This window comes from Maritimibacter sp. HL-12 (genome assembly GCF_900177545.1).
Classification (GTDB): domain Bacteria; phylum Pseudomonadota; class Alphaproteobacteria; order Rhodobacterales; family Rhodobacteraceae; genus Sinisalibacter.
This window is the reverse complement of the sequence record NZ_FXBQ01000001.1, coordinates 2,271,591-2,294,501: the sequence shown is the minus strand read 5'-3', so window position 1 is coordinate 2,294,501 and position 22,911 is coordinate 2,271,591. Positions and strand designations below refer to the sequence as shown.

At 65.0% G+C, this 22,911-nt stretch carries 22 protein-coding genes and 1 tRNA gene; 4 read left to right on the top strand and 19 right to left on the bottom strand.

Features of this window, described 5'->3' with window-relative positions; translation table 11 throughout:
• Window positions 1–8 precede the first annotated feature (8 nt).
• The 3 genes from torA to torC form a co-directional block, all read right to left on the bottom strand.
• Complete coding sequence (gene torA, locus B9Y97_RS11530; protein ID WP_085526876.1) at window positions 9–2,468, bottom strand: trimethylamine-N-oxide reductase TorA; 2,460 nt, start codon at window positions 2,466–2,468, stop codon at window positions 9–11.
• 148 nt (window positions 2,469–2,616) lie between these two features.
• Window positions 2,617–3,240 (bottom strand): TorD/DmsD family molecular chaperone, encoded by a 624-nt coding sequence (locus B9Y97_RS11525; protein WP_085526875.1) that lies wholly within the window; start codon window positions 3,238–3,240, stop codon window positions 2,617–2,619.
• Between the two features lies 1 nt (window position 3,241).
• Window positions 3,242–4,411, bottom strand: a complete 1,170-nt coding sequence (torC, locus tag B9Y97_RS11520) for a pentaheme c-type cytochrome TorC (RefSeq protein WP_085526874.1) — start codon at window positions 4,409–4,411, stop codon at window positions 3,242–3,244.
• 120 nt (window positions 4,412–4,531) lie between these two features.
• Between torC and B9Y97_RS11515 the strand changes: the two genes are divergently transcribed.
• Window positions 4,532–5,260 carry a response regulator gene (locus B9Y97_RS11515; RefSeq protein WP_139828284.1) on the top strand — a complete coding sequence of 243 codons (729 nt, stop codon included), beginning with the start codon at window positions 4,532–4,534 and terminating at the stop codon, window positions 5,258–5,260.
• Window positions 5,261–5,315: 55 nt separating this feature from the next.
• Here B9Y97_RS11515 and nqrF read toward each other — a convergent pair whose 3' ends face one another.
• The 6 genes from nqrF to B9Y97_RS11485 are packed head-to-tail and all read right to left on the bottom strand — an operon-like array spanning window position 5,316 to window position 11,176.
• On the bottom strand, window positions 5,316–6,539 hold the full coding sequence (gene nqrF, locus B9Y97_RS11510; protein ID WP_085526873.1) for an NADH:ubiquinone reductase (Na(+)-transporting) subunit F: 1,224 nt from the start codon (window positions 6,537–6,539) through the stop codon (window positions 5,316–5,318).
• Window positions 6,540–6,549: 10 nt separating this feature from the next.
• Entirely contained in the window at window positions 6,550–7,158 is a 609-nt protein-coding gene (gene nqrE, locus B9Y97_RS11505) for an NADH:ubiquinone reductase (Na(+)-transporting) subunit E (protein WP_085526872.1), read from the bottom strand.
• Window positions 7,158–7,811, bottom strand: a complete 654-nt coding sequence (locus B9Y97_RS11500) for an NADH:ubiquinone reductase (Na(+)-transporting) subunit D (protein ID WP_085526871.1) — start codon at window positions 7,809–7,811, stop codon at window positions 7,158–7,160. The genes nqrE and B9Y97_RS11500 overlap by 1 nt, the downstream gene beginning before the upstream one ends.
• On the bottom strand, window positions 7,811–8,635 hold the full coding sequence (locus B9Y97_RS11495) for a Na(+)-translocating NADH-quinone reductase subunit C (protein ID WP_085526870.1): 825 nt from the start codon (window positions 8,633–8,635) through the stop codon (window positions 7,811–7,813). Before B9Y97_RS11495 ends, B9Y97_RS11500 begins: the two co-directional genes overlap by 1 nt.
• Window positions 8,632–9,828 carry an NADH:ubiquinone reductase (Na(+)-transporting) subunit B gene (locus tag B9Y97_RS11490; RefSeq protein ID WP_085526869.1) on the bottom strand — a complete coding sequence of 399 codons (1,197 nt, stop codon included), beginning with the start codon at window positions 9,826–9,828 and terminating at the stop codon, window positions 8,632–8,634. Before B9Y97_RS11490 ends, B9Y97_RS11495 begins: the two co-directional genes overlap by 4 nt.
• 4 nt (window positions 9,829–9,832) lie before the next feature.
• A complete protein-coding gene (locus tag B9Y97_RS11485; RefSeq protein WP_085526868.1) occupies window positions 9,833–11,176 on the bottom strand; it encodes a Na(+)-translocating NADH-quinone reductase subunit A in 1,344 nt (447 codons plus the stop codon).
• A gap of 198 nt (window positions 11,177–11,374) precedes the next feature.
• On the opposite strand from B9Y97_RS11485, the gene B9Y97_RS11480 reads away from it, so the two are divergent.
• Both B9Y97_RS11480 and nqrM read left to right on the top strand, forming a co-directional pair.
• Window positions 11,375–12,382: an FAD:protein FMN transferase gene (locus tag B9Y97_RS11480; protein WP_254900902.1), complete on the top strand. Its 1,008-nt coding sequence runs from the start codon at window positions 11,375–11,377 to the stop codon at window positions 12,380–12,382.
• Window positions 12,383–12,414: 32 nt separating this feature from the next.
• Window positions 12,415–12,651, top strand: coding sequence for a (Na+)-NQR maturation NqrM (gene nqrM / locus B9Y97_RS11475; protein ID WP_085526866.1), 237 nt, complete (start codon window positions 12,415–12,417; stop codon window positions 12,649–12,651).
• A gap of 24 nt (window positions 12,652–12,675) precedes the next feature.
• Here the strand turns inward: nqrM and B9Y97_RS11470 are convergent, their stop codons facing one another.
• Window positions 12,676–12,885 carry a hypothetical protein gene (locus B9Y97_RS11470; protein ID WP_254900901.1) on the bottom strand — a complete coding sequence of 70 codons (210 nt, stop codon included), beginning with the start codon at window positions 12,883–12,885 and terminating at the stop codon, window positions 12,676–12,678.
• Between the two features lie 210 nt (window positions 12,886–13,095).
• Here B9Y97_RS11470 and B9Y97_RS11465 point away from each other — a divergent pair.
• Window positions 13,096–13,169, top strand: a tRNA-Gly gene (locus B9Y97_RS11465).
• A gap of 79 nt (window positions 13,170–13,248) precedes the next feature.
• Here B9Y97_RS11465 and B9Y97_RS11460 read toward each other — a convergent pair.
• The 9 genes from B9Y97_RS11460 to B9Y97_RS11420 form a co-directional block, all read right to left on the bottom strand.
• Window positions 13,249–13,473: a hypothetical protein gene (locus B9Y97_RS11460; protein ID WP_085526865.1), complete on the bottom strand. Its 225-nt coding sequence runs from the start codon at window positions 13,471–13,473 to the stop codon at window positions 13,249–13,251.
• Between the two features lie 219 nt (window positions 13,474–13,692).
• A complete protein-coding gene (locus B9Y97_RS11455; protein WP_085526864.1) occupies window positions 13,693–14,058 on the bottom strand; it encodes a TusE/DsrC/DsvC family sulfur relay protein in 366 nt (121 codons plus the stop codon).
• Between the two features lie 62 nt (window positions 14,059–14,120).
• Window positions 14,121–14,636, bottom strand: a complete 516-nt coding sequence (locus tag B9Y97_RS11450) for a DUF2478 domain-containing protein (protein WP_085528221.1) — start codon at window positions 14,634–14,636, stop codon at window positions 14,121–14,123.
• A gap of 130 nt (window positions 14,637–14,766) precedes the next feature.
• Entirely contained in the window at window positions 14,767–15,333 is a 567-nt protein-coding gene (locus tag B9Y97_RS11445) for a hemerythrin domain-containing protein (protein ID WP_085526863.1), read from the bottom strand.
• A 16-nt stretch (window positions 15,334–15,349) separates the two neighbouring features.
• Window positions 15,350–16,150 carry a peptidylprolyl isomerase gene (locus B9Y97_RS11440; RefSeq protein WP_085526862.1) on the bottom strand — a complete coding sequence of 267 codons (801 nt, stop codon included), beginning with the start codon at window positions 16,148–16,150 and terminating at the stop codon, window positions 15,350–15,352.
• Window positions 16,151–16,155: 5 nt separating this feature from the next.
• Window positions 16,156–16,920 (bottom strand): respiratory nitrate reductase subunit gamma, encoded by a 765-nt coding sequence (gene narI / locus B9Y97_RS11435; protein WP_085528220.1) that lies wholly within the window; start codon window positions 16,918–16,920, stop codon window positions 16,156–16,158.
• Between the two features lie 11 nt (window positions 16,921–16,931).
• Window positions 16,932–17,642 carry a nitrate reductase molybdenum cofactor assembly chaperone gene (narJ, locus tag B9Y97_RS11430; protein WP_085526861.1) on the bottom strand — a complete coding sequence of 237 codons (711 nt, stop codon included), beginning with the start codon at window positions 17,640–17,642 and terminating at the stop codon, window positions 16,932–16,934.
• Window positions 17,642–19,165 carry a nitrate reductase subunit beta gene (gene narH / locus B9Y97_RS11425; RefSeq protein ID WP_085526860.1) on the bottom strand — a complete coding sequence of 508 codons (1,524 nt, stop codon included), beginning with the start codon at window positions 19,163–19,165 and terminating at the stop codon, window positions 17,642–17,644. Before narH ends, narJ begins: the two co-directional genes overlap by 1 nt.
• Complete coding sequence (locus tag B9Y97_RS11420; RefSeq protein ID WP_085526859.1) at window positions 19,162–22,902, bottom strand: nitrate reductase subunit alpha; 3,741 nt, start codon at window positions 22,900–22,902, stop codon at window positions 19,162–19,164. The genes narH and B9Y97_RS11420 overlap by 4 nt, the downstream gene beginning before the upstream one ends.
• Window positions 22,903–22,911: the final 9 nt, after the last annotated feature.

Genomic DNA, 22,911 nt, shown 5'->3' with positions numbered 1-22,911 from the left:
TTTTGGCATCAGCCGTTGGTCGGCGCGGTGAACACCTTCACCTCGGGCAGATCGCCGGTGAACTTCTCGACATCGGCGAGGCAGGTGTGCCCGGAGTTGCCGTTGGCGAGCTTCGATGTGGCGATATCGGGCGTGAGCACGTTCACGTCGCCGTAGGCGTCGAGCGCGCCGACCACGCCGCCCTCGGCCGGGTCATACCAGCCGCCTTCCCAGATCTGGATCACGTTCGGGCGCACCGCGTCGGTGACAACGGCCCCGGCCAGCACCTGGCCCCGGTCGTTGAACACGCGCACCACGTCGCCGTCGGCGATGCCGCGGGCCTCGGCGTCGGCCGGGTTGATCAGGCAGGGCTCGCGACCCGCCACGGCGTAGCCTTCCCGCAGCACCGTGCCGTTGAGCTGCGAGTGCAACCGGCTCTGCGAGTGCGCGGTGTTGACGTGCAGCGGGTAGCTGCCCGCGCCACCGAGGCGCTCGATCGGCTCGATCCACATCGGGTGCGGCGGGCAATCGTCGTAACCCATCCGCTCGATGTTGCGCGAGTAGATCTCGATCAGGCCGGTGGGCGTGCCGAGCGGCTCAAGCAGCGGATCGTCGCGGAAGTCGGCGTAGCGCACGAACTGCTTGTTTTCTTCCGGCAGGTCGAACTCGAGGATACCGGCTTCCCAGAACCCGTCGAAGTCGGGCGCGTCGATGCCGAAGGTGGCGGCCTGCGGCAAGGCGTCTTCGTAGAAACCGCGCAGCCAGTCCATCTCGCTCTTGCCTTCGGTGAAAGCATCGCCCGCGCCGAGGCGTTCGGCGACATCAGCGAAGATGTCGTAGTCATTGCGGGCCTCGAAGACCGGGTCGACCACCTTCTTCATCGCGACCAGCGCCTTGGACGAGTAGTCACCGACGTTCTCGATGTCGTTGCGCTCGTAGGCGGTGGTGGCCGGCAGCACGATATCGGCGAACCGCGCGGTGGCGGTCCACTGGAAGTCGTGCACGACGACGGTCTCCAAGGTCTGCCAGGCCTTGATCATGCGGTTGCGGTCCTGGTGGTGGGCAAAGGGGTTGCCACCGACCCAATAGGCCATCTTCACTTCCGGGAAGGTGGTCTGGGTGCCGTTGAAATCGAGCGTGCCGCCCGGGTTCTCCAGCATCTCGACGACCCGGCTCACCGGGATCGAGAAGGCACCGCCCTCGGCCATCCACGCAGCACCCTCGACCGCCGCGCCACCGTCGGGCATGCCGCCCAGGGTAAGCGCGTTGTGCGACGGCGCGCCGCCGTTGGCATAGTGGTAGGAAAGGCCGAAGCCGCCACCGGGCAGGCCGATCTGACCCAGCATCGAGGCCAGCGTGACAAGCATCCAGTGGGTTTGCTCGCCGTGGTGCTGGCGCTGGACCGACCAGCCCGAGCCCAGCATGGTGCGGTTGGACGCGAAGAGCTTGGCGAGTTCGACCATGGTTTCAGCCGGCACACCGCAGATCTCGGCGGCCCATTCGGGCGTTTTCGCAACGCCGTCGCTCTCGCCGGTGAGATAGGGCAGGAACCGGTCGAAGCCGGAGGTGTAGTTGTCGAGGAAATCCTGATCATGCAGCCCTTCGCTGTAGAGCGCGTGGGCGATGCCGAGCATCATCGCGACATCGGTATGCGGCCGGATCTGGATATGATCGGCACCGAAGAATTCAACCGTCTCGGTGCGCACCGGGTCGATCACGATCACCTTCTTGCCGGTGGCCTTGAACGCCTCGAAATACGGGTAGTTGTCGTGGTCGGCCACGGTCCAGCCGATCTGGTTGGTCTTGATCGGGTCGGCACCCCAGAACACGAGCACGTCGGTGCTTTCAACGACCACAGGCAAAACGGTCTGCTGTTCGTAGACCTCCAGCGTGCCCATCACGTGCGGCATGATCACCTGGCTCGCGCCGGTGGAGTAGTCGCCCGAGGAGTTCACGAACATGCCTTCGAGGCCGAGGTTCAGCATCCGGCGCAACAAGCTCTGGCAGTTGTGCAGCTTGCCCGAGCTTTTCCAGCCGTAGGAGCCACCGAACACGCCGCCCGGACCATAGGTTTCGGAGACGCGCTTGAGTTCGCCCGCCACGAGGTCAAGCGCCTCGTCCCAGCTTACGCGCACGAAGTCGTCCGCGCCGCGGGTTTCCGGCGAAGCGCCCGGGCCGCCTTCGAGCCAGGCCTTGCGCACCATCGGATACTTGATGCGCGAGGGCGAATAGACGCTGTCCATCACGCCTTCAAGCTGGTGCGAGGGATGCGGGTCGCCGGCCCAGGGGCTGACGCTGGTCCAGGTGCCGTCCTCGACATTGGCCGTGAAGACGCCCCAATGCGAACCCGACATCACCGAGCCGCTGCCCTGCGCATGGGCCGCGCCCGGGCGCAGCAGGCTCGGGGCAAGTGCGGCGAGCGCGCCGAATGCGGTTGCCCCCCTCAGCACGCCGCGGCGGGTCATGGTCATTTTCTTGTGGTCAGACATGGTGTCACTCCCTTGGGATCACGTTTCACTTCTGGTCCTGTGTCAGGCCGGATTGCCCTTGGCCCAACCGATGCCACAGGCATGTGAATGCGGTTGGCGGGATTGTTAAACGGCCTGTAATTTTTTGAAAACATCATGTAAATGGCCCTTAAGCCTTTATGTTTTCGTTATTTTTCTGGTTCAGATATTCATTCAGTGCCGCCGCGAGACCGGCATAGAAGAACGGTTCGCGCAGCCTCCGGCAGGCGGCCGCGAAGTCAGGCAGCCAGGTCAGCAGATGGTCGCGCAGGAAGCCTTGCGCAGTCAGCGGGACGGCAAGCCCGCCGTTCTCCCGATCTACGAGTTCGGCCAGCAGGTTGAGCTGGAAACTCAGGTGGTCGGGCGGCTCGCTAGCCTCCTCGGGCAAGCCGAGGTCGACGGCAGCGAGCAGCCGGTTCATCGCGCGCGCGGGTTCCTGGTTGAGCAGCCCGCGCGGGCTCAGCCAGACCGAGGCATAGGGCGGCGCAGACCGACGCCCGCCGATCAGAAAGGCACCGGAATGGGCCACCGCGAGGCGGTCGGCGGCGGCGGCCAGATCGGCACCGGGAGCAGTCATCGCGCGCAGGTCCTGTATCGGGGCGGCCAACGCGGGTTCGGTTTCAAGCGCCGCGAGCAGGGCCGCGCCAGCCGGTTCCTGGTAGAGCGCGAGGGCTGCGTGATCGGGGGGCGCGAGGAAGAACCCCGCCGCCCAGCGGCAGACCACGGCGAGCGGGGATATTTCAGCGGGGGTCATGTCAATGCGCCCCGCCGGTGTCTTTTGCGCGCAGTTGCAGGTATTTCTGCAACACGCGGGATTGCTCCTTGTCGAGCGAGACGAAGCGCTCCATCGCCTTCATGATGCCGATCCACTGGTTGGCAAGGTGATGGGCCGGGTCGCCCGCCGAGTGGCAGGTGCCGCAGGCGGCGGAATACATCTCGCGGGTATAGCCCCAGATCGCGTCGATATCGTTGACCACGTCTTCAGGGCGAACCCAGGCTTCGAGGCTTACCTGATGCCAGACAAGATCGGTGTTCGGGTCGGTCTCGGTGCCCTGCCGCACGAGGGAGTCCACCGTCGTCGGGCGCAGGGTCATTTCAAAGATGCGCTGTCCGCGCAGGGCATAGATCACCCGGTCGACGCCGTCCTGCTGCCAGCCGGAGATCTGGACCTTGATCACGTCGCCGTCGCGGTCGAGCACACGCATCTCGGTGGCAGCGAGCACCTGCCCGCCATCGTTGGCCTGGGCCTTGGCATCTTCGGCACTGAGGTAATACGAGATCGTGCGGATCGGATAGAGCGCATCGCCCGCGCCCTGCTGGCTCTGAGCCATCGACACCAGCCCGCCATAGAGCTTCTTGTAGCCGCCCGAGAGGTCCGGCATCTTGTGCGCGATACCCTTGTGGCAATCGATGCAGGTTTCGCCGGCGGCAAGCCCGTCCTGCATCTGCTTGGCATCGGCCGGGGCCATGTCGGTATAGTCGAACCGCTCTTCGATGTGGCAGTTGCGGCATTCGAGCGAGTCGTTGGCCTTCATCTCGTCCCAGACCCGTTGGGCCATCACGGCGCGGTGCTCCTCGAATTTTTCCGGCGTGCCGATGGTGCCGCGGAAGTGGTGGTAGAGTTCCTTCGAGGCCTTTACCTTGCGAATCATCTTGGGAAGCCAGGCCTTCGGAACGTGGCAATCCGCGCAGACCGCGCCAACGCCCGAAGCGCTCGAATAGTGAACGGTCTCGGTGTATTCCTGGTAAACGTTGTCGTGCATCTCGTGACAAGAAATGCAGAATTTCTCGGAATTGGTCGCTTCGACGGCCCAGTGGAACCCGCCCCAGAACAGGATGCCAGCAATGAAGCCCGCGATCAGCAGGAGACCGAGAGAAAAGACCCCGCTCGGGGACCAGAGAATTTTCCACAGTTTGCGGATCATGACGAAACTCCTTTTCTGCCCTCTCGGTAGCGTCCGGGTGTAAATGCGGTTCCCGAAGCGCTTGAACGGGGCGTAAAGTTTTGTAAACGGAATGAAAACAAGACCAGGGAAGGTATCGGGATGCTGTCACCCAAGACGATCCTCATCGTCGAGGACGAGCCAACCAGCCTGGAGGCGATGGGCGGCTACTTCGAAGTCGAGGGCTACCGCGTCATCCGCGCCGAGAACAGCGACGAGATGGAACGCGCGCTCGCGCGCCACAAGATCGACCTCATGGTGCTCGATCTGCGGCTGCCAGGAAAAGACGGGCTGACCCTGCTGCGCGAATTGCGCAGCCATTCCGATCTTCCGGTCATCGTGGTAAGCGCGCGCACCGACGATATAGATCACATCGTGGCGCTCGAAATCGGGGCCGACGATTACCTCGACAAGCCGGTCAACCTGCGCGAACTCCTCGTCCGCGTGCGCAACGTGCTGTGGCGCTGCGAGCGGCGCGCACCCGAGGAAGCCACGGCCCAGCCCACGCGGATCGGCTTTGAAGGCTGGGTGCTCGACACCGGCGCGCGCCGCCTCTTTGCCGCCGATGGCGGCGATGTGCGCCTGACCCGCGGCGAGTTTGAACTGCTTGTCTACCTCATCCGACGCGCCGGCCAGGTGCTCGAACGCGACCAATTGCTCGATTGCCTGAGTTCACGCGAATGGCAGCCCTACGATCGCTCTGTCGACGTGCTGATCGGGCGTCTGCGCAGCAAGATCGAGAAAACGCCGAAAGACCCGCGCCTGATCGTGACGGTGCACGGGGTGGGCTATGTCTTTCTGGGCAGTCTTCATCGCGCAGAGGCCCCGTAGCGCCGCGGTGGATCTGGGTGTTCGCGGCAATCCCCAGGCCCACGCCAATCGGTCATCAGCCGCCGAAATCGTCGAGCATGATGTCGTCACGGTCAACGCCCAGATCGAGCAGCATCTCGATCACCGACCGGTTCATCAGCGGCGGGCCGCAGAGGTAGTACTCACAATCCTCCGGTGCCGGATGATCCTTGAGATAGGTCTCGAAAAGCACGCTGTGAATGAAGCCGGTGTCGCCGGTCCATGCGTCTTCGGGGAGCGGGTCGGACAGGGCGACGTGCCATTCGAAATTGTCGAATTCCGCCGCCAGCGCGTCGAAATCCTCGACATAGAACATCTCGCGCTTCGAGCGGGCCCCGTACCAGAAGCTGATCTTGCGGTCGCGGGTCTTGAGCCGCTTGAGTTGATCGAAGATGTGGCTGCGCATCGGCGCCATGCCCGCGCCGCCGCCAATGAACACCATTTCCTTGTCGGTGTCGCGGGCGAAGAATTCGCCGAAGGGCCCCGAGATGGTGACCTTGTCGCCCGGCTTGAGGCTGAAGATGTAGGACGACATCTGCCCCGGCGGTATGCCCTCGCTGCCCGGCGGCGGCGTGGCAATGCGCACGTTGAGCATGACCATGCCCTTTTCCTCCGGGTAGTTCGCCATCGAATAGGCGCGCTCCACCGGCTCCTCGACCCGGCTTTCGAGCGACCAGAGATCGAACCTGTCCCAGTCCTCGCGGTATTCCTCGGCCACGTCGAAATCGCTGAAGCGGACATGATGGGGCGGGGCCTCGATCTGGATGTAGCCGCCGGCGCGGAAATCGACGTTCTCGCCTTCGGGCAGATCGAGCACCAGCGCCTTGATGAAGGTGGCCACGTTCTCGTTCGAGCGCACTGTGCATTCCCACTTGCGCACCCCGAAGACCTCTTCGGGCACCTCGATTTCCATATCCTGCTTGACCGGGACCTGACACGACAGCCGGTCGCCCATGGCGGCCTCGCGCTTGGTGATGTGCGATTCTTCCGTGGGCAGGATCGCGCCGCCGCCTTCGAGCACACGCACCCGACATTGCGCGCAGGTGCCGCCGCCGCCGCAGGCGGAGGGCACGTAGAGCTTTGCCGCCGCCAGCGACTGCAAGAGTTTGCCCCCGGCGGGCACCGAGATGGTGCGCTCGCCGTTGATCGTGATGTCGATATTCCCCGACGACACGAGGTGCGCGCGGGCGATCATGATCAGCGTGACCAGCACGAGCACGATCAGCGTGAAGAGGATGACACCAAGGGCGAATGTCTGCATCGGTCCTGCCTCAGAGTTTCACGCCCGAGAAGGACATGAAGGCCAGGGACATCAGCCCGGCACTGATGAAGGTGATCCCGAGGCCCTGCAGGCCGTCGGGTACGTCGGAATACTTGAGCTTCTCGCGCACTCCCGCCATGGCGACGATCGCCAGTGCCCAGCCGAAGCCCGAGGACAGGCCGTAGACCGTGGACTGGACGAAATCGTAATCGCGCTCGACCATGAACAGCGAGCCACCGAGAATGGCGCAGTTCACCGTGATCAGCGGCAGGAAAATCCCGAGCGCGTTGTAGAGCGGCGGGAAGTACTTATCGAGCGTCATCTCGAGGATCTGCACCATCGCCGCGATCACGCCGATATAGGCGATCAAGCCGAGGAAGCTGAGATCGACCTCGGGAAACCCCGCCCAGGCCAGCGCGCCGGGGGCGAGCAGGTAGGTCAGGATCAGGTTGTTGGCGGGCACGGTGATCGTCTGCACCACCATCACCGAGATGCCGAGGCCGAGGGCGATCGAGATCTTCTTCGAGACCGCGAGAAAGGTGCACATGCCGAGGAAGAACGACAGCGCGAGGTTTTCGACGAAGATCGCCTTGAGCGCGAGGGAGAGCAGGTCTTCCATCAATGCGCCTCCACCCGCTGGATACGGAACTCGCGCGCTTCGACCTGCTTGGGTTTCCAGGTGCGGAAGGCCCAGATCAGCAGGCCGATCACGAAGAACGCCGAGGGCGGCAGCAGCATCATGCCGTTGGGCACATACCAGCCGCCGTTGCTGACCGTGGGCAGCACTGGGATGCCGAAGAGCGAGCCCGCGCCGAACAATTCGCGCACGAAGCCCACCAGCATGAGGATCAGGCCGTAGCCCAGCCCGTTGCCCATGCCATCGAGGAAGGAGGCAACCGGCGGGTTCTTCATCGCGAAGGCTTCGGCCCGGCCCATCACGATGCAGTTGGTGATGATCAGCCCGACGAAGACCGAGAGCGTCTGCGAGATCTCAAAGGCATAGGCCCTCAGCACCTGGTCGACGAGGATCACGAGGCTCGCGATGATCACCATCTGAACGATGATGCGGATCGACGACGGGATCTGGTGGCGCAGCATCGAGATGAACATCGAAGAGAACGAGATCACGAAGATCACCGCCAGCGCCATCACGAAGGACACCTTGAGCGAGGTGGTCACCGCCAGCGCCGAGCAGATGCCGAGCACCTGCAGCGTGATCGGGTTGTTGTCGACAAGCGGATCGACGAGCAAGCTTCTGCGGGTCTGCGCCATCAGATCTCTCCTGCACGAAGGTTGGCGAGGAAGGGTTCGAAGCCGTTTTCGCCGAGCCAGAAGCGCACGAGGTTTTCCACCCCGCGGGCGGTAAGCGTGGCCCCCGAAAGGGTGTCGACGCGGTACTCCTCGCCGGCGGGCGGCGGCGTGCGCGCCAGCGTGATCGCCACATCGCCCGCCTCGTTGTAGATCGACAGGCCGTTCCATTGCGCCCGCCAGCGCGGGTTGTCGACCTCGCCGCCGAGGCCCGGGGTTTCGGCATGCTGGTAGAACTGCAACCCGTAGATCTCGTTGCCGCTCGCCTCGACGGCAACATAGCCATAGAGCGTCGACCACAGCCCGTAGCCGTGCACCGGCAGCACCACCCGCTCCACCGCGCCCGCCGCATCGCGCAGCAGGTAGACGGTGGCGAAGCGCGCCTTGCGGCCGATCGAGGCGGGATCGTTTTCGAGCGCGACCGAAAGCTCGGGGTCGTCGGCAGCGGCGCGGTCGTCGAAGGTGAAGGGATCGAGGGCCTCGCTGATCTGGCCGGTCTCCAATTCCACCACCGCCGGCTCGAAGGCGGCGAAGGCCTCGGCCACGTCGCGGGCCGGGTCGTATTGCCCGGCGACCTGCAGGATGTTGACCTGCCGGTTGCGCAGGGCGTTTTCCTGTTGCAGCGGGCGCAGGCTCACCGCCGCCGCCGAAACCACCATCGAGGCGACGAGGCAGAGCGCGACGGCGACGAATACGGTTTTCGCCGGGGTGTCGGGCGGCATGTCGAGGAAGCGGCGGATCGGGCCTTTTCGTTCGGCGCCGGCATCGGTGGCGGAGTGGTCGGTCATGCGCGCCGTGCCCTCCGCCGGATATTGGCCTGCACCACGAAATAGTCGATCAGCGGCGCGAAGACGTTGCCGAACAGGATCGCCAGCATCATCCCCTCGGGGAAGGCCGGGTTGATCACCCGGATCATCACCACCATCACCCCGATCAGCGCGCCGTAGATGTAGCGCCCCACGTTTGTATGGGCTGCCGAAACCGGCTCGGTCACCATGAAGGCCAGCCCGAAGGCGAAGCCGCCCGTCACGAGGTGCCAGTGCCACGGCATCGAGAAGGCGGGGTTGGTATCGGAGCCGATGAAGTTGAGCAGCGCCGAGAAGGCGATCATCCCCGCCATCGTGCCCACGACCAGCCGGTAATTGGCGATCTTGGTGAGCAGCAGGAACGCCAGACCGATCAGGCAGGCCAGCGCCGAGGTTTCGCCGAGGCTGCCTTGCATGGTGCCAAGGAAGGCATCCCACCAGGTGATGCCGTGAGCGGCGAGCTGTTCGTAGCCCTGCGAGGCGGCGACCGAGAGCGCGGTGGCGCCGGAGAAGCCGTCGACCGGGGTCCAGACCGTGTCGCCCGACATGTCGGCGGGATAGGCGAAGTAGAGGAAGGCCCGGCCCACCAGCGCGGGGTTGAGGAAGTTCTTGCCGGTGCCGCCGAAGACCTCCTTGCCGATCACCACGCCGAAGCTGATGCCGAGCGCCACCTGCCACAGCGGCGTGGAGGCGGGCAGGATCAGGGTGTAGAGCATCGAGGTGACGAGGAAGCCCTCGTTGACCTCGTGCCGCCGGATGGTGGCGAAGAGCACCTCCCAGGTGCCGCCGACAACCAGCGTGGTGAGGTAGATCGGCAGGAAGTAAAGCAGCCCGTGCACCATGTTGGCGAGCGGGTTGGCCGGGTTGAAGCCGATCCCCAGCGCCTCGATGATCCAGACCCGCCAGCCGCTCGCGCCGTGCTGCGCGATCGCGAGGTTGGTTTGCAGCCCGGTGTTATAGAGCGCAAAGAGAATGGCGGGGATCGTGGCGACGACCACGTAGGACATGATCCGCTTCATATCGACATAGGAGCGCGCGTGCGGCGCGGCCGTCGTCACCGTGCGGGGGGTATAGACGAGGCTTTCCACCATCTCGAAGATCGGGAAATAGCGCTCGAACCTGCCGCCCTTGGTGAAATGTGGCTCCAGCCGGTCGAAGAAACGGTGCAAACCCACCCGCTCAGCCCTCTTTCTCGATCTTGGTCAGGCAGTCGCGCAGGGCGATGCCGTATTCATACTTGGCCGGGCAGGCAAAACCCACGAGCCCGAGATCCTCCTCGTCAAGCTCCAGCGCGCCGAGCGCCTGTGCCTCGTCGGTGTCCATCACCAGCAGTGCGCGCAGGAGCTGGGTCGGCAGGTAGTCCTGCGGCATCAGCTCCTCGAAGGTGCCGAGCGGCACCATCGCCCGACGCCCGCCATTGAGGTTGGTGGTGAGCTTGTAGAGTTTCCTCGACCACGCCGAGCCGAGCACCGGCTGAACCGCGTATTTCGAGGCCATCGGGCGGATCCAGCCCAGCGGGATCTGTTTGCGATCTTCCTCGATCAGGGTGATCTGGCGGGCATAGCGGCCGAGGTAGCCGTCGGTGCCTTCGCCGGCGCGGCCGCTCAGGACCGAGCCCGAGATCATCCGCATCGGCAGGGCTTCGGGGTTCTCGCCCGCCGCCAGGTCCGCCAGCGACGCACCGGGAACCGTGCGCACCAGCCGGGGCCGCGCTGCCAGCGGGCCGGTGATCGCGATCACGCGGCTGGTGTCGAGCTGCCCGGACATCAGCAGGTGGCCGATGGCGATCACGTCATGATAGCCGATGGTCCAGACCGTTCTGGTGGCCGAGGGCGGCTCGAGGAAATGCATGTGCGTGCCCGCAAGCCCCGCCGGGTGCGGACCGGAGAACGCGGCGACGGTGACACCGGGGAGCGCAGCGCCGGGAATATCCGCGCCCTCGGCGTGGCACAGGTAGGTGCTGCCTTCGCTCAGCAGCGCCACCGCCGCCAGTCCGCGCTCAAAGGATTCCGCCGCCCCGGCGATAATCGGCGCGGGATCGGCGGCCAGCGGCTCGGTGTCCATCGCGGTGACATAGATCGCGGCTGGGCGGGATTCGGGGGCGGGCACCTTCGAGAAGGGCCGGGTACGGAACGCCGTCCAGAGCCCGGCGGCGCAGAGCCGTTCGGCCAGCCCCTCGGCCGTATCGGTATTGCCAACGCCGGAGAAATCGACCGCCGGCGCGGCGGCTTCGTCGATCTCGATCTCGACGCTCACCAGCTTACGCCGCTCCCCCCGGTTGATCGCGCGCACCCGGCCCGAGACCGGGGCGGTGACCATCACACCCGGGGTATCCTTGTGATACAGGATCGGCGCGCCCGCCCCGACGGCCTCGCCTTCCTCGACCACGAGCCGGGGCCTCAGACCGAGGTAATCCGCGCCGAGAATCGCAACGCTGGTGACAACCGGTCCATCTTCGACATCCGTGCCTGGAGCACCGATGATCGGAAGATCGAGGCCTTTCCGAAACGAGAAGTTGTACACGTCGAACTCTGCTTGCGTCGTCTCACCTTATGCAGCGCCACCGCCTCCGACGAAACTGTTTCCGGCAAGGGGCGTCATTTTCTCGCACCCGACCGGTTACCGTTGCGAGCGGGGGTGAGAGACCATATGCAAGGTTCGAACCCGGCATCGTCGCGTCGGCGGTGTCATAACGCGGAGACGTGTCCAGTGCGCGGCCAGATGACGATTACCCGGCGGTCCTTCATTGTCATGACCGCCGCCCTCGCGGCCTGCAAACCCGGCGTGGAGATCCTGAGGTTTTCCGGTGCGACGATGGGCACGACCTACAACGTGACGGCCATCGACCACGACCGCAGCGTCAATGGTGCGGATCTCGGGCAGGGTATCGAGGCGGCGCTGGCGCAGGTGACCCGCGAGATGTCGAACTGGGATGCGGGCTCGGAGCTTTCACGCCTGAACGCCGCCGCGCCGGGCGAGGCTTTGCCGGTGTCGCCCGCGCTATACCAGGTCCTCGCCGGGGCGCAGCACGTGCACCGCGCGAGCGAAGGGCGATTCGACGTCTCGATCGGCCCGCTGATCGAGTTGTGGGGCTTCGGCGCGGGGGGCGCACAAGCGCGCGTGCCGGAGGCGGCCGAGATCGCGCAGGCGCTGGACCGGGTTGGGCAGGACCGTGTTCTCACCCTCGAAGATGGCGCGGTGCGCAAAACCGAAGGCGGGGCCGCGGTCTACCTCTCGGGGATCGGCAAGGGCCATGGCGTGGACCGCGTGGCGCAGGTGCTGCGCGATGCCGGGCTTCGGGATTTCATGGTCGAGATCGGCGGCGATCTCTATGCCTCGGGGCGCAACGGCGACGGCACCGACTGGCAGATCGGCGTGGAAAGCCCGCTGCCCGGCCTGCGCGACGTGACGCGCGTCCTCGGCGTATCGCGCCTCGGCATGGCCACCTCGGGCGACTACCGCAACTTCTTCGAGGCCGGCGGCCGGCGCTATTGCCATATCATCGACCCGACCACCGGCGCCCCGATCAGTCATGCGACGGTTTCGGCCACGGTGTTGACCGAAGACGCGATGCTGGCCGACGCATGGTCCACGGCGATGCTGACACTGGGCCGCGATCGGGGGCTGAAGATCGCCGAAGCGCAGAACCTCGCGGTGCTGTTCATCGAAACCACCGGCTCCGGCTTTGTCACCCATGAAAGCAGCCGCCTGACCGCCCTGACCGCTTGAGCGGGCAGGCTTTGACCTGAAAGGGAGCCGCGATGGCCACCATGATGCTCGCCTTTGTCATCTTCCTTCTCGTCATGTTCGGCATGGCGATCGGCGTGATCTTCTCGGGACGCAGGATCAAGGGCAGTTGCGGCGGGCTGAACGCGATCGAGGGAGCCGATCGCTGCGTTGTCTGCAAGCGCGAGATCGACCCCGACAGCCCGCTGCGCGAACGCATGGCCTGCCCGCGCGCGCGCCGGGCAGGCGAAGCGGCCGACGTGGCGCGCTGAGCCTCCGCGCGCCACGCGCCTGCCTCAGGCCGCCGTCGACATCGGCACGAACGCCAGGATCAAAAGCGCCGCTGCGGCCGCCGTGCCATAGGCCCACAACTGCCAGCGCGGGCCCTCTGCCTTCCAGACCCGGCGATAGCTGTAGCCAGCAAGGCAAGCGAGGACAAAGAGAACAGTCGCGGCGAGGGGAGGCAGAACGAGGTCATCCACGGCTTCGGCGGCTCCTGCGGTCAAACGCTTGGGCCCAGTCATACGCCGAGGCATGGCCAACGTCGAACGATTTGCGGTCGAGACCCCGACGAACACCTGCAAATCCAGTTACAACCGGCCAGAACGAAAGACCGGCGCTGCCGCGCCTCTGGCTGACTGCGGGGTAACCGGCACGGTTTTGAAGAGAGTCATCTTGACGGGAAAACCGCGATCAAATAGGCACTGATCTCCAGTGCGGGCGTTGTGTAGTGGTAAGACCTCAGCCTTCCAAGCTGATGACGCGGGTTCGATTCCCGCCGCCCGCTCCATAGCTCAGCAGTCACATCCGAGGCGGCCTGTCGATTGGTGACGGTTCAGGCCGGATGCCCCGGCCCGTACCGAACCGGCTCACAAGTAGACGCTATCGGAAAACACGTGCAGGACAACGCCATCGCGGGTCAGGCCGCGCCGGGCCAGTTCGTCGTCGTCGAGCCGAAGGAGCGCCTCGATCCGGTCGTGACGCGACCGCATCTCCATGTAGTTGACGAAGAAGGCACCAACAGCGGCAAGGCGGCGTGCGACCCAGGACGGCCGAATGTCTCCGTGGGTGTTGGTAGCGGTGATAAAGGCCATCAGAAAACTCCAGAAATGCGTCTGTCAGTTTCCTCCCCGCGATGAAGGTAAGCGTTACTGACGCTTCCGAGAAGCGCTGATTGTGCAACCCGGATATGCGCCGGGGGTGCGCCTCGGGGTCCGCATGTCGCGCCTCACACCCGACATCATCCTCGCCTGCGACGGTCCGCCTGCCTTCCGAACCTGTCGTCCGCGACGGCAGAGGCGCGGGTGCCGTTTCTAGCCGGTGCTCCAGGCCCGCGGCTGGCGCATCCCCGCCATCTTGCAGGCCTGCTTCACGTAGCCCTCGGGAAACAGCTCGAACAGCGCGTGCTTGGCGTCGTGCTTGTCGAGACCGAGTTCGTCGGCAAGAAACCGGATCGCGAAGCGCGCATCCGCGGCGATGCCATGCTGATCAAGGTAGCTGCGCATGAAGGCGATGACCTGCCAGTGCAACTCGTTCGGCGTCAGACCCTCGTCGCCGGCCACCTTCATCGCGAAATCGCGCGACCATTGCGCCGGATCGACCAGGTACCCGGCTTCGTCCACCTCGACCGCCCCACTCGGCAGTTGGATCAATTGCGTAACGTCTGGACGGGTTCTCATGATGGGTTTCCTCCCTGATGTTGAACTCCCAAAGCCAATCCCGGTGCCGCCGCGTCAGCCCCTCACATCGCGGCCGCAACCGAACCTGACCGTGCAAACAGCCACTCGGACAAAACCGCCACGTCGGCGGGCAGATGGTCGCCACAGCCCTCGGTGAACGCCTCGAAGGCGTCTCGGTTCAGCCCGTTCAGCCCGACGAGCACCGGAACGTCGCGCGCAAGCGCCTCGGCGATTACCGAACGGAACCCCCGCCCTTCAGCTTCGTGCTTGCCGAACTTGTTGATGATGAGCACATCCGCGCCCGCTTCCAGCGCCGCAGAGACATGCCCCACCGCCGCCTCCAGCGCGCCGACATCCAGCCTGCAGCCCTGTGCGCCGCCGCCCAGATCTTGTGAAATGCGGATATCCGGGCCGCCGGGGAGCACCCGCAGGTCCATGTCGCAGGGGTCGGTCTTTTCCCGTTCGGTGTTGATCTGAACGGTTCCGCAAACCTTCAGGCCGCGGCCCATCAGGTCCTGCGCGAGCGAGAACAACACCTGGTCGGTGTCGCCGGTGGCGGTGGTGCTGGCAATCTGCATCGTGGTGCTCCCTGGCTTGGTCAAGACGTCGGCAACCGGGACGGTGGGGCCACGTGCCGCGCGGTGGCAGGAACGCCGGATCGGCACCGTGGTTCGGTCCATCCGCGCGGGTCACGCGCAGTCGAATGCGTCATTTCTTGCCCTCCATGAGTTGATCGAGGCCGCGCCGCGCGAGCATGTCGCGCCGAAGCGCGTCGAGGTCGGCGGCGGTGAGCCTGAGCCGGGCGAAAGGCAGGATGATCGCGTATTCGAGAATAAGCTGACGCCGGGCACGCGCCGCATAGCGCCGCAGGCGTGCCCGGTTGTCGTCGCCAAACGCAAATCCATCCGCACCCGCGCCGTTCAGAAGCGCGAGCAGGCCGGCCATCTCTTCGCGCGCCTCGCGGCGATCGGCATCCAGCCGCGCGATCAGCGGCCCGATCTCGTCCTCCGGTCGGCATCGGCGGGCAAGAAGGTGGATGAGGCCCTGCTCCTCGTCCGCGAGATGCGGCGGCAGTTCGTGGGAAAAGAAGCTCGCGACAACCGAAATATCATCGGGGTCGGGCTGTTCTGCCTCCGCGATCCGAACGATCAGGTTGCAGATTTCCCGCTCGCGAAGGTGATCCTCCTGGATGAAATCGAGCGGGTTGCCAAGCGGTGCCGGCTCGGATGGCGAACCGTGATCGCCCCGCCGCGACGTGTGATCCTTCCGGCCCATGTCCGATCCTCCCCGCCTAGCCGTCCGCGCCGATCTCGGTGCCGATGATCTCGGCCGTGCTGACAAGCTGGCTGACGAAATCGCGCGCCGCCTGGGCCCAGGCTGCCTTCTCCATCGCCTCGGCGATCTTGCCACGCACCGCCGCGTAGGGCAGGACCGCGCCTTCCCCGACCGCATCCATGCGGATGATGTGCCAGCCGTGGCGGCTGAGAACCGGGGATGCCGTGACCTGGCCTGCCGCCAACCCGTGCAGCGCGGCCTCGAATTCCGGCACGGTATCGCCGGGGCCGATCTGGCCGAGCGCGCCGCCCGAGGCCTTGGAGCCGCAATCGCTGTGGTCGGCCGCGAGCCGGCCAAAGCCCTTCGGATCTGCCTGCACCTGCCGGGCAATATCTTCAGCGCGGAGCTTCGCCTCGGCGGTGAGCGATTCGTCGCGCGGATCACAGGCGACGAGGATATGGGAGACTTCCCACAGCGGCGGGGCGCGAAACCTTTCCGGATCGCGTGCCCATTCCGCATGGATCGCTTCTTCCGTCGGGGCCTCGGCATCGACGGCGGTTTCGAGAAGGCCCCGGATCAGGGCCTCCTCCTCGGTTTCAAAGCGGCCGGGCCCGACTTCCGCCGGGTCGGGCGAAAGTCCGCGCCGCCGCGCCTCCTGCAAGAGCAGGGTGCGCACCGCCACGGCGTTCGCCGCCTTGCGCCAGGCAACGCCGGGCTTGCCCTTGGGGCCGCTGTGGTTTTGTGTCTCTGCGGCGATCGCCGTGTGGGGCACGGTTTCGCCGTTTACGATGACTTCTGGGAACAGGGCCGCGTTCATCCTGATCACTCCGCCGCGGTTGCCTTGGACCCGGCCACCTTCCGGGCGGCGGGCACCGGGCCATCATGGTGCGGCAGCGGCGCCTTGCGGCGCGAGCGCACGATCTGGTAGCCCCGCCGCAGGAACAGGAAGCGCAGCGGCACGAAGATGCCGGAGATCACGTGCGCAAGCCGGGTGAAAGGCGTGAGCAGCAGGATCGCCATGCCGAGAATGAGGTGCAGCTTGAACACGATCGAGACATCCGCGATGTAGCTTGCCGCGTTCGGATCGAAGGTGAAGATGCCCTGCGCCCAGGACATGAATTTCACCATCTCGTGGCCGTCGAGGTGCTGCAGCGAGAAGAAGATCGTGCCGAGCCCGAGCACCAGCTGGGCCAGCAGCAGCCCGAGGATCGCGATATCCCAGAAGTTCGAGGTCTGGCGGATGCGCGGATCGGTCCAGCGGCGATGGAACAGCATGACGCCGCCGATCAGGGCCAGAACCCCGGCGATGCCACCGGCGACGACCGCGAGGATCTGCTTGGCGCCATGGCCGATGCCCATCGCGTCGAACACCCAGATCGGGGTGAGCAGCCCGACCACGTGGCCGACGAAGATCACCAGCATGCCGACGTGAAACAGGATCGAGCCGACCACCAACTGCTTGCGCCGCAGGAGCTGCGACGACGAGGTTTTCCAGGTGAAGGGATCGCGTTCGTAGCGCGCGATCGAACCCACCACAAGCGTGGCGAGGGCGATGTAGGGGAAGATTGCGAAAAAGAAGTTGTGCATCATGGCCTCCGTCATTCCGCCGCGTGGCGGGGATCGGGGTTGGGGGTGAGGGTGCTGTCCATACGCGAGAGAATGTCGCGGCTGACCGGACAACCGGCATAGGGGTCGGGGCCGAAGCGGACTTCGCTTTCCTCCCAGACCTCGTCGAGCGCCTCCAGATCGTTCGGATCGACATCCGCCTGTTCGAGAAGCTCGGCCACAGCACCTTCGTCGGCGGTGATCCCGGCGAGCTGGATCAGGGCGGCGAACGCGGCGGCATATCCGCTGTCACGCCGCTGCAGACGTTCCTGCAAGGCGGCGAAGATATGCGCCGCGTCCGCCAGGGTTTCCTGCACTTCAGCGAAGGGACGCGTCGACAGGAATTCCAGAAGCACCGGCAAGTGGTCGGGCAATTCGGTGGTAACAGGGTCAAAGCCCCCTGCCCGGTAGGTCTCGACCAGCGATACCATCGCCCCGCCCCGGTCGCGGCTTTCGCCGTGGACATGTTCGAACAGGTTGAGCGAGAGGGTGCGCGAGCGGTCGAAGAGCATCACGTATTGCTCTTCGAGATCGTAGATATCGCGCGCGGCGAGGTCTTCGACAAGCGGCCGCAACGCGCGGCGCGCGGCCGCGGTGAGCCGGGTTTCGGCGGCGAGAACGCCGCCGATCTCCGGCATCGCCGCCTGCAGCTCCCGGGTCGGGTAGCTGAGGATCAACGAAAGCGCCTTGAGCGTGCGGTCCATCACATCACCTCCGTGGGCATCTTGAGGGGTTTCTTCGAGCCGCCGAAGAGCGAGCCTTTCGACGTGCCCGTCGAGCAGGCGTTGCCATCGGTGAAGCCGCAGCCGCCACGCAGATCGTAGGCTTCCTCGACCTGTTCGCGGTGCGTCGTCGGGATCACGAACCGATCCTCGTAATCGGCCAGCGCCATGATCTTGTACATGTCTTCGATCACCCGGCCCGAGAGGCCCACGCGCGCGGCGATCGCCTCGTCCTGCACGCCTTCGATAGTCTTGGCGCGCATGTAGGCGCGCATCGCCAGCATCCGTTCCAGCGCGGACGCCACCGGCTTCTCGTCGCCCGCCGTGAGCATGTTGGCGAGATAGCGCAGCGGGATGCGCAGCGAGCGCACATCGGGCATCGCGCCATCGCTGCCGATCGCCCCGGCTTCGGCGGCGTTCTGGATCGGGCTGAGCGGCGGGATATACCACACCATCGGCAGGGTCCGGTACTCCGGGTGCAGCGGGAAGGCGACCTTCCATTCCATCGCCATCTTCCAGATCGGGCTTTCCTGGGCGGCCTTGATCCAGTCCTCGGGGATACCGTCGGCACGCGCGGTCTCGATGATCACCGGGTCGTTGGGATCGAGGAAGACGCCGAGCTGGGCGTCGTAGAGGTCCGTCTTGTCGGCCGCGTTCGCCGCCTCCTCGATCTTGTCGGCGTCGTAGAGCATCACGCCAAGGTAGCGGATGCGCCCGACGCAGGTTTCCGAACACACGGTCGGATTGCCCGATTCAATCCGCGGATAGCAGAGCGTGCATTTCTCGGATTTGCCGGTCGACCAGTTGTAGTAGACCTTCTTGTAGGGGCAGCCCGAGACGCACATCCGCCAGCCCCGGCATTTCTCCTGGTCGATCAGCACGATGCCGTCTTCCTCGCGCTTGTAGATCGCACCCGAGGGGCAGGAGGCGGCGCAGGTCGGGTTGAGGCAGTGCTCGCAGAGCCGGGGGAGATACATCATGAACGTATTCTCGTATTCGCCGTAGATCTGCTTCTGGATGCCCTCGAAGTTGTAGTCTTCGCCGCGCTTGGAGAACTCGCCGCCGAGGATTTCCTCCCAGTTCGGGCCTTTCTCGATCTTCTCGATCCGCTCGCCGGTGATCTTCGATCGCGGCCGCGCGGTCGGGAACGCCTTCATCTCGGGCGCCGACTTCAGGTGGTCATAGTCAAAATCGAAGGGCTCGTAATAGTCGTCGATCTCCGGCAGGTCGGGGTTGGCGAAGATGTTCGCCAGCATCCGCCACTTGCCGCCCTGCTTGGGCTGGAGCTTGCCGGATTTCGTCCGCTCCCAGCCGCCGTTCCAACGCTCCTGGTTTTCCCAGTCGGTCGGATAGCCGGTGCCGGGCTTGGTTTCGACGTTGTTGAACCAGGCGTATTCGACGCCGTCGCGGCTGGTCCAGACGTTCTTGCAGGTCACGGAGCAGGTGTGGCACCCGATGCATTTGTCGAGGTTCAACACCATGCCGATTTGTGCGCGGATTCTCATTGGGCGGCCTCCTTCTCGGTCGCTTCTTGGTCGAGCCAGTCGACCTTGGTCATTTTCCTGACGATCACGAACTCGTCGCGGTTCGAGCCTACGGTGCCGTAGTAGTTGAAGCCGTAGGACTGCTGCGCGTAGCCGCCGATCATGTGGGTCGGTTTCAGAACCGCACGGGTGACCGAGTTGTGGATCCCCCCGCGCAAGCCGGTCTTTTGCGACCCCGGCGTGTTCACGATCTTTTCCTGGGCGTGGTACATGAAGGTGGTTCCATCCTTCATGCGCTGGCTCACCACCGCCCGCGCGGTCAGCGCGCCGTTGGCGTTGTAGAGCTCGACCCAGTCGTTATCGACGATTCCCGCGATCTTCGCGTCGTTCTCCGAAATCCAGATCACCGGCCCGCCCCGGTTGAGCGTAAGCATCAACAGGTTGTCGGAATAGGTGGAGTGGATGCCCCATTTCTGGTGCGGCGTGATGAAGTTCAGCACCACGTGGGGCGCCTTGTCACGCGCATCGGTGTTGATCTCGGCAGTGATCGTCTTGAGATCGACCGGCGGGCGATACGACATGAAACCCTCGCCGAAGGCCCGCATCCAGAGGTGATCCTGGTAGAGCTGCTGGCGTCCGGTCAGGGTGCGCCACGGGATCAGTTCGTGCACGTTGGTCCAGCCGGCATTGTAGCTCACCTCGTCGCTTTCGATCCCCGACCAGGTCGGGCTGGAGATGATCTTGCGCGGCTGGGCGGCGATGTCGTGGAAGCGGATCTTGGTGTGATGCGCCCCTTCTGCGAGGTGGGCGTGCTCACGTCCCGTCGCTTTTGAGAGCGCTTGCCACGATTTCACCGCGACCTCGCCATTGGTCTCGGGCGCGAGCATCAGCACCACCTCGGTGGCGTCGATATCGCTCACGATCCGGGCGCTGCCCTTGGTCGGTCCGTCTTCCCACACGCCGTTTAGGTCGCGCAGGTTCTTCACCTCTTCCTCGGTGTTCCACGAGATCCCCTTGCCGCCGTTGCCGATCTTTTCCATCAGCGGGCCAAGCGACATGAAACGGTCACCGATGGCGGTGTAGTCGCGCTCCACGGCGATATAATTGGGCGCCGTCTTGCCGGGGATGAGATCGCATTCGCCCTTCTTCCAGTCCTTCACCTGGTCCTGGGCAATCTCGGCCGGGGTATCGTGCAGGATCGGAAGGGCAACCACGTCGGTTTCCTGGCCGAGGAACTCGGGCGTAATCTCCTGAACCTTGTTGGCGATGGCCTTGAAGATCTCCCAGTCCGACTTCGACTCGTAGGCCGGATCCACCGCCGCCTGAAGCGGGTGGATGAACGGGTGCATGTCGGAGGTGTTGAGGTCGTTCTTCTCATACCAGCTCGCGGTGGGCAGCACGATGTCGGAATAGACCGCCGTGGTGCTCATCCGGAAGTCGATGGTCACGAGCAGGTCGAGCTTGCCGCGCGGGGCCTCTTCGTGCCACTTCGCCTCCTTGGGCTTGTCGCCGCCTTCCTCGCCCAGATCCTTGCCGATGACACCGTTGTCGGTGCCGAGCAGGTGACGGAGGAAATACTCGTGCCCCTTGCCCGACGAGCCGAGCAGGTTCGAGCGCCAGACGAACAGGTTTCGCGGCCAGTTCTCCGGTGCGTCCGGGTCTTCGCACGACATTTCCAGCTCGCCCGACTTGAGCTTTTCGGCGACATAGACGGCCACGTCCTGCCCCGCCGCCTTGGCGGCCTTGGCCACGTCGAGCGGGTTTTGCTTGAGTTGCGGCGCGGACGGCAGCCAGCCCATCCGCTCGGCCCGAATGTTGTAGTCGATCATGCTCGCGTCCCAATCGCCTTCCGGCGCAGTGGGCGACAGGATCTCGCCAGCGGTGAGTGTCTCGTAACGCCATTGATCGGTGTGGGCATACCACGCCGAGGTGGAGTTCATCTGCCGCGGCGGGCGGCCCCAGTCGAGCGCGAAAGCAAGCGGCAGCCAACCGGTTTGCGGACGGAGTTTTTCCTGGCCGACGTAATGCGCCCAGCCGCCGCCGGATTGGCCCACGGCACCGCACATCACCAGCATGTTGATGATGCCGCGGTAGTTCATGTCCATGTGATACCAGTGGTTCAGACCGGCCCCGAGGATTACCATCGAGCGGCCTTGCGTCTGCTCGGCATTCTGGGCGAATTCACGCGCAACATGGGCAATCTTGTCGGCCGGAACGCCGGTGATCTTCTCGGCCCAGGCCGGGGTGCCCGGCACGTCGTCGGCGTAATCGTGTGCAACCCAGTCACCACCAAGGCCGCGATCGAGCCCGTAGTTGGCGCAGAACAGGTCGAACACCGTGGCCACGGCCACCTCGCCTTCGGCGGTTGCGATCCGCTTCACCGGCACCTGCTTGGTGAGCACGTTCGGACGGACGTCTCCGGTCGAGAAGGCTTCGGTGGCATCGGCACCGAAATAGGGGAAATCGACCCCGACCACGTCGTCATGGTCGCTGTCGAGGATCTGGGACAGCCGCAGCCGGGTGTCGTCGCCCTGGGCTTTCTCTTCGAGGTTCCACTTGCCGTCCTCGCCCCAGCGGTAGCCCACCGAACCGTTCGGCGCGACGAGCTTGCCGGTGGCGTCATCAAGGGCCACGACCTTCCATTCGGGGTTGTTTTCCTCGCCGAGGTGCCCGTCGAGGTCATCGGCCCGCAGGAAACGACCGGGGATGAAGTGGCCGTCCTTCTCGTCGAGCTTCACCAGCATCGGGAAGTCGGAATACTTGCGGGTGTAGTCCTCGAAATACTCCGCCTGCCGATCGAGGTGGAACTCGCGCAGGATGACGTGGCCAAAGGCCATGGCGAGCGCGGCGTCGGTGCCCTGCTTGGGGTTGAGCCAGACATCGCCGAACTTGGCGGCCTCGGAATAGTCGGGGCTGATCACCGCCGACTTGGTGCCCTTGTAGCGCGCCTCGGTGTAGAAATGCGCATCCGGCGTGCGGGTTTGCGGCACGTTCGAGCCCCACAAGAGCAGGTAGCCCGCGTTGTACCAGTCGGCCGATTCCGGCACGTCGGTCTGTTCGCCCCAGGTCATCGGCGAGGCGGGCGGCAAGTCGCAGTACCAGTCGTAGAACGACATGCAGGTGCCGCCGAGCAGGCTGAGATAACGCGAACCGGCGGCGTAGGACACCATCGACATCGCCGGGATCGGCGAGAAACCGAACACCCTGTCAGGGCCCCACTTCTTGGCGGTGTAGAGGTTGGCAGCGGCCACGATCTCGACCGCCTCGTCCCAGCTTGCACGCACGAAGCCACCCTTGCCGCGGGTTTCCGAATAGGCGGCGCGCAACACCGGATCATTCTGAATATCGGTCCACGCCTCGATCGGGCTCTTCGTCTTGCGCAGCTCGCGCCAGACCTTCATCAACCGACCGCGCACCAGCGGGTTCTTCACCCGGTTGGCGCTGTAGAGATACCAGCTGTAGGAAGCGCCCCGGGCACAGCCGCGCGGCTCGTGGTTGGGCAGATCGGCCCGCGTGCGCGGATAGTCGGTCTGCTGGGTTTCCCAGGTGACGATCCCCGACTTCACGTAGATCTTCCACGAGCACGAGCCGGTGCAGTTCACCCCGTGGGTCGAGCGCACGATCTTGTCGTGGCGCCAGCGGTTCCTGTAGGTGTCTTCCCAGGCACGGCTTTCGCGGGTCACCTGACCGTGGCCGTTGGAGAATTGCTCCAATTCCTTGGATTGGAAGAAGTTCAGTCTGTCGAGCAGGTGGCTCATCGATATCTC

Bases quoted from the DNA above. Each gene is read 5' to 3' on its own strand.
- torC (WP_085526874.1), bottom strand. From the start codon at position 4,411: ATGATCCGCAAACTGTGGAAAATTCTCTGGTCCCCGAGCGGGGTCTTT.
- B9Y97_RS11525 (WP_085526875.1), bottom strand. From the start codon at position 3,240: ATGACCCCCGCTGAAATATCCCCGCTCGCCGTGGTCTGCCGCTGGGCG.
- B9Y97_RS11495 (WP_085526870.1), bottom strand. From the start codon at position 8,635: ATGACCGACCACTCCGCCACCGATGCCGGCGCCGAACGAAAAGGCCCG.
- B9Y97_RS11460 (WP_085526865.1), bottom strand. From the start codon at position 13,473: ATGGCCTTTATCACCGCTACCAACACCCACGGAGACATTCGGCCGTCC.
- narH (WP_085526860.1), bottom strand. From the start codon at position 19,165: ATGAGAATCCGCGCACAAATCGGCATGGTGTTGAACCTCGACAAATGC.
- B9Y97_RS11440 (WP_085526862.1), bottom strand. From the start codon at position 16,150: ATGAACGCGGCCCTGTTCCCAGAAGTCATCGTAAACGGCGAAACCGTG.
- B9Y97_RS11450 (WP_085528221.1), bottom strand. From the start codon at position 14,636: ATGCAGATTGCCAGCACCACCGCCACCGGCGACACCGACCAGGTGTTG.
- nqrM (WP_085526866.1), top strand. From the start codon at position 12,415: ATGGCCACCATGATGCTCGCCTTTGTCATCTTCCTTCTCGTCATGTTC.
- B9Y97_RS11515 (WP_139828284.1), top strand. From the start codon at position 4,532: ATGCTGTCACCCAAGACGATCCTCATCGTCGAGGACGAGCCAACCAGC.
- narI (WP_085528220.1), bottom strand. From the start codon at position 16,920: ATGCACAACTTCTTTTTCGCAATCTTCCCCTACATCGCCCTCGCCACG.
- B9Y97_RS11445 (WP_085526863.1), bottom strand. From the start codon at position 15,333: ATGGGCCGGAAGGATCACACGTCGCGGCGGGGCGATCACGGTTCGCCA.
- B9Y97_RS11500 (WP_085526871.1), bottom strand. From the start codon at position 7,811: ATGGCGCAGACCCGCAGAAGCTTGCTCGTCGATCCGCTTGTCGACAAC.
- B9Y97_RS11480 (WP_254900902.1), top strand. From the start codon at position 11,375: ATGACGATTACCCGGCGGTCCTTCATTGTCATGACCGCCGCCCTCGCG.
- B9Y97_RS11455 (WP_085526864.1), bottom strand. From the start codon at position 14,058: ATGAGAACCCGTCCAGACGTTACGCAATTGATCCAACTGCCGAGTGGG.
- B9Y97_RS11420 (WP_085526859.1), bottom strand. From the start codon at position 22,902: ATGAGCCACCTGCTCGACAGACTGAACTTCTTCCAATCCAAGGAATTG.
- narJ (WP_085526861.1), bottom strand. From the start codon at position 17,642: ATGGACCGCACGCTCAAGGCGCTTTCGTTGATCCTCAGCTACCCGACC.
- nqrF (WP_085526873.1), bottom strand. From the start codon at position 6,539: ATGCAGACATTCGCCCTTGGTGTCATCCTCTTCACGCTGATCGTGCTC.
- torA (WP_085526876.1), bottom strand. From the start codon at position 2,468: ATGTCTGACCACAAGAAAATGACCATGACCCGCCGCGGCGTGCTGAGG.
- nqrE (WP_085526872.1), bottom strand. From the start codon at position 7,158: ATGGAAGACCTGCTCTCCCTCGCGCTCAAGGCGATCTTCGTCGAAAAC.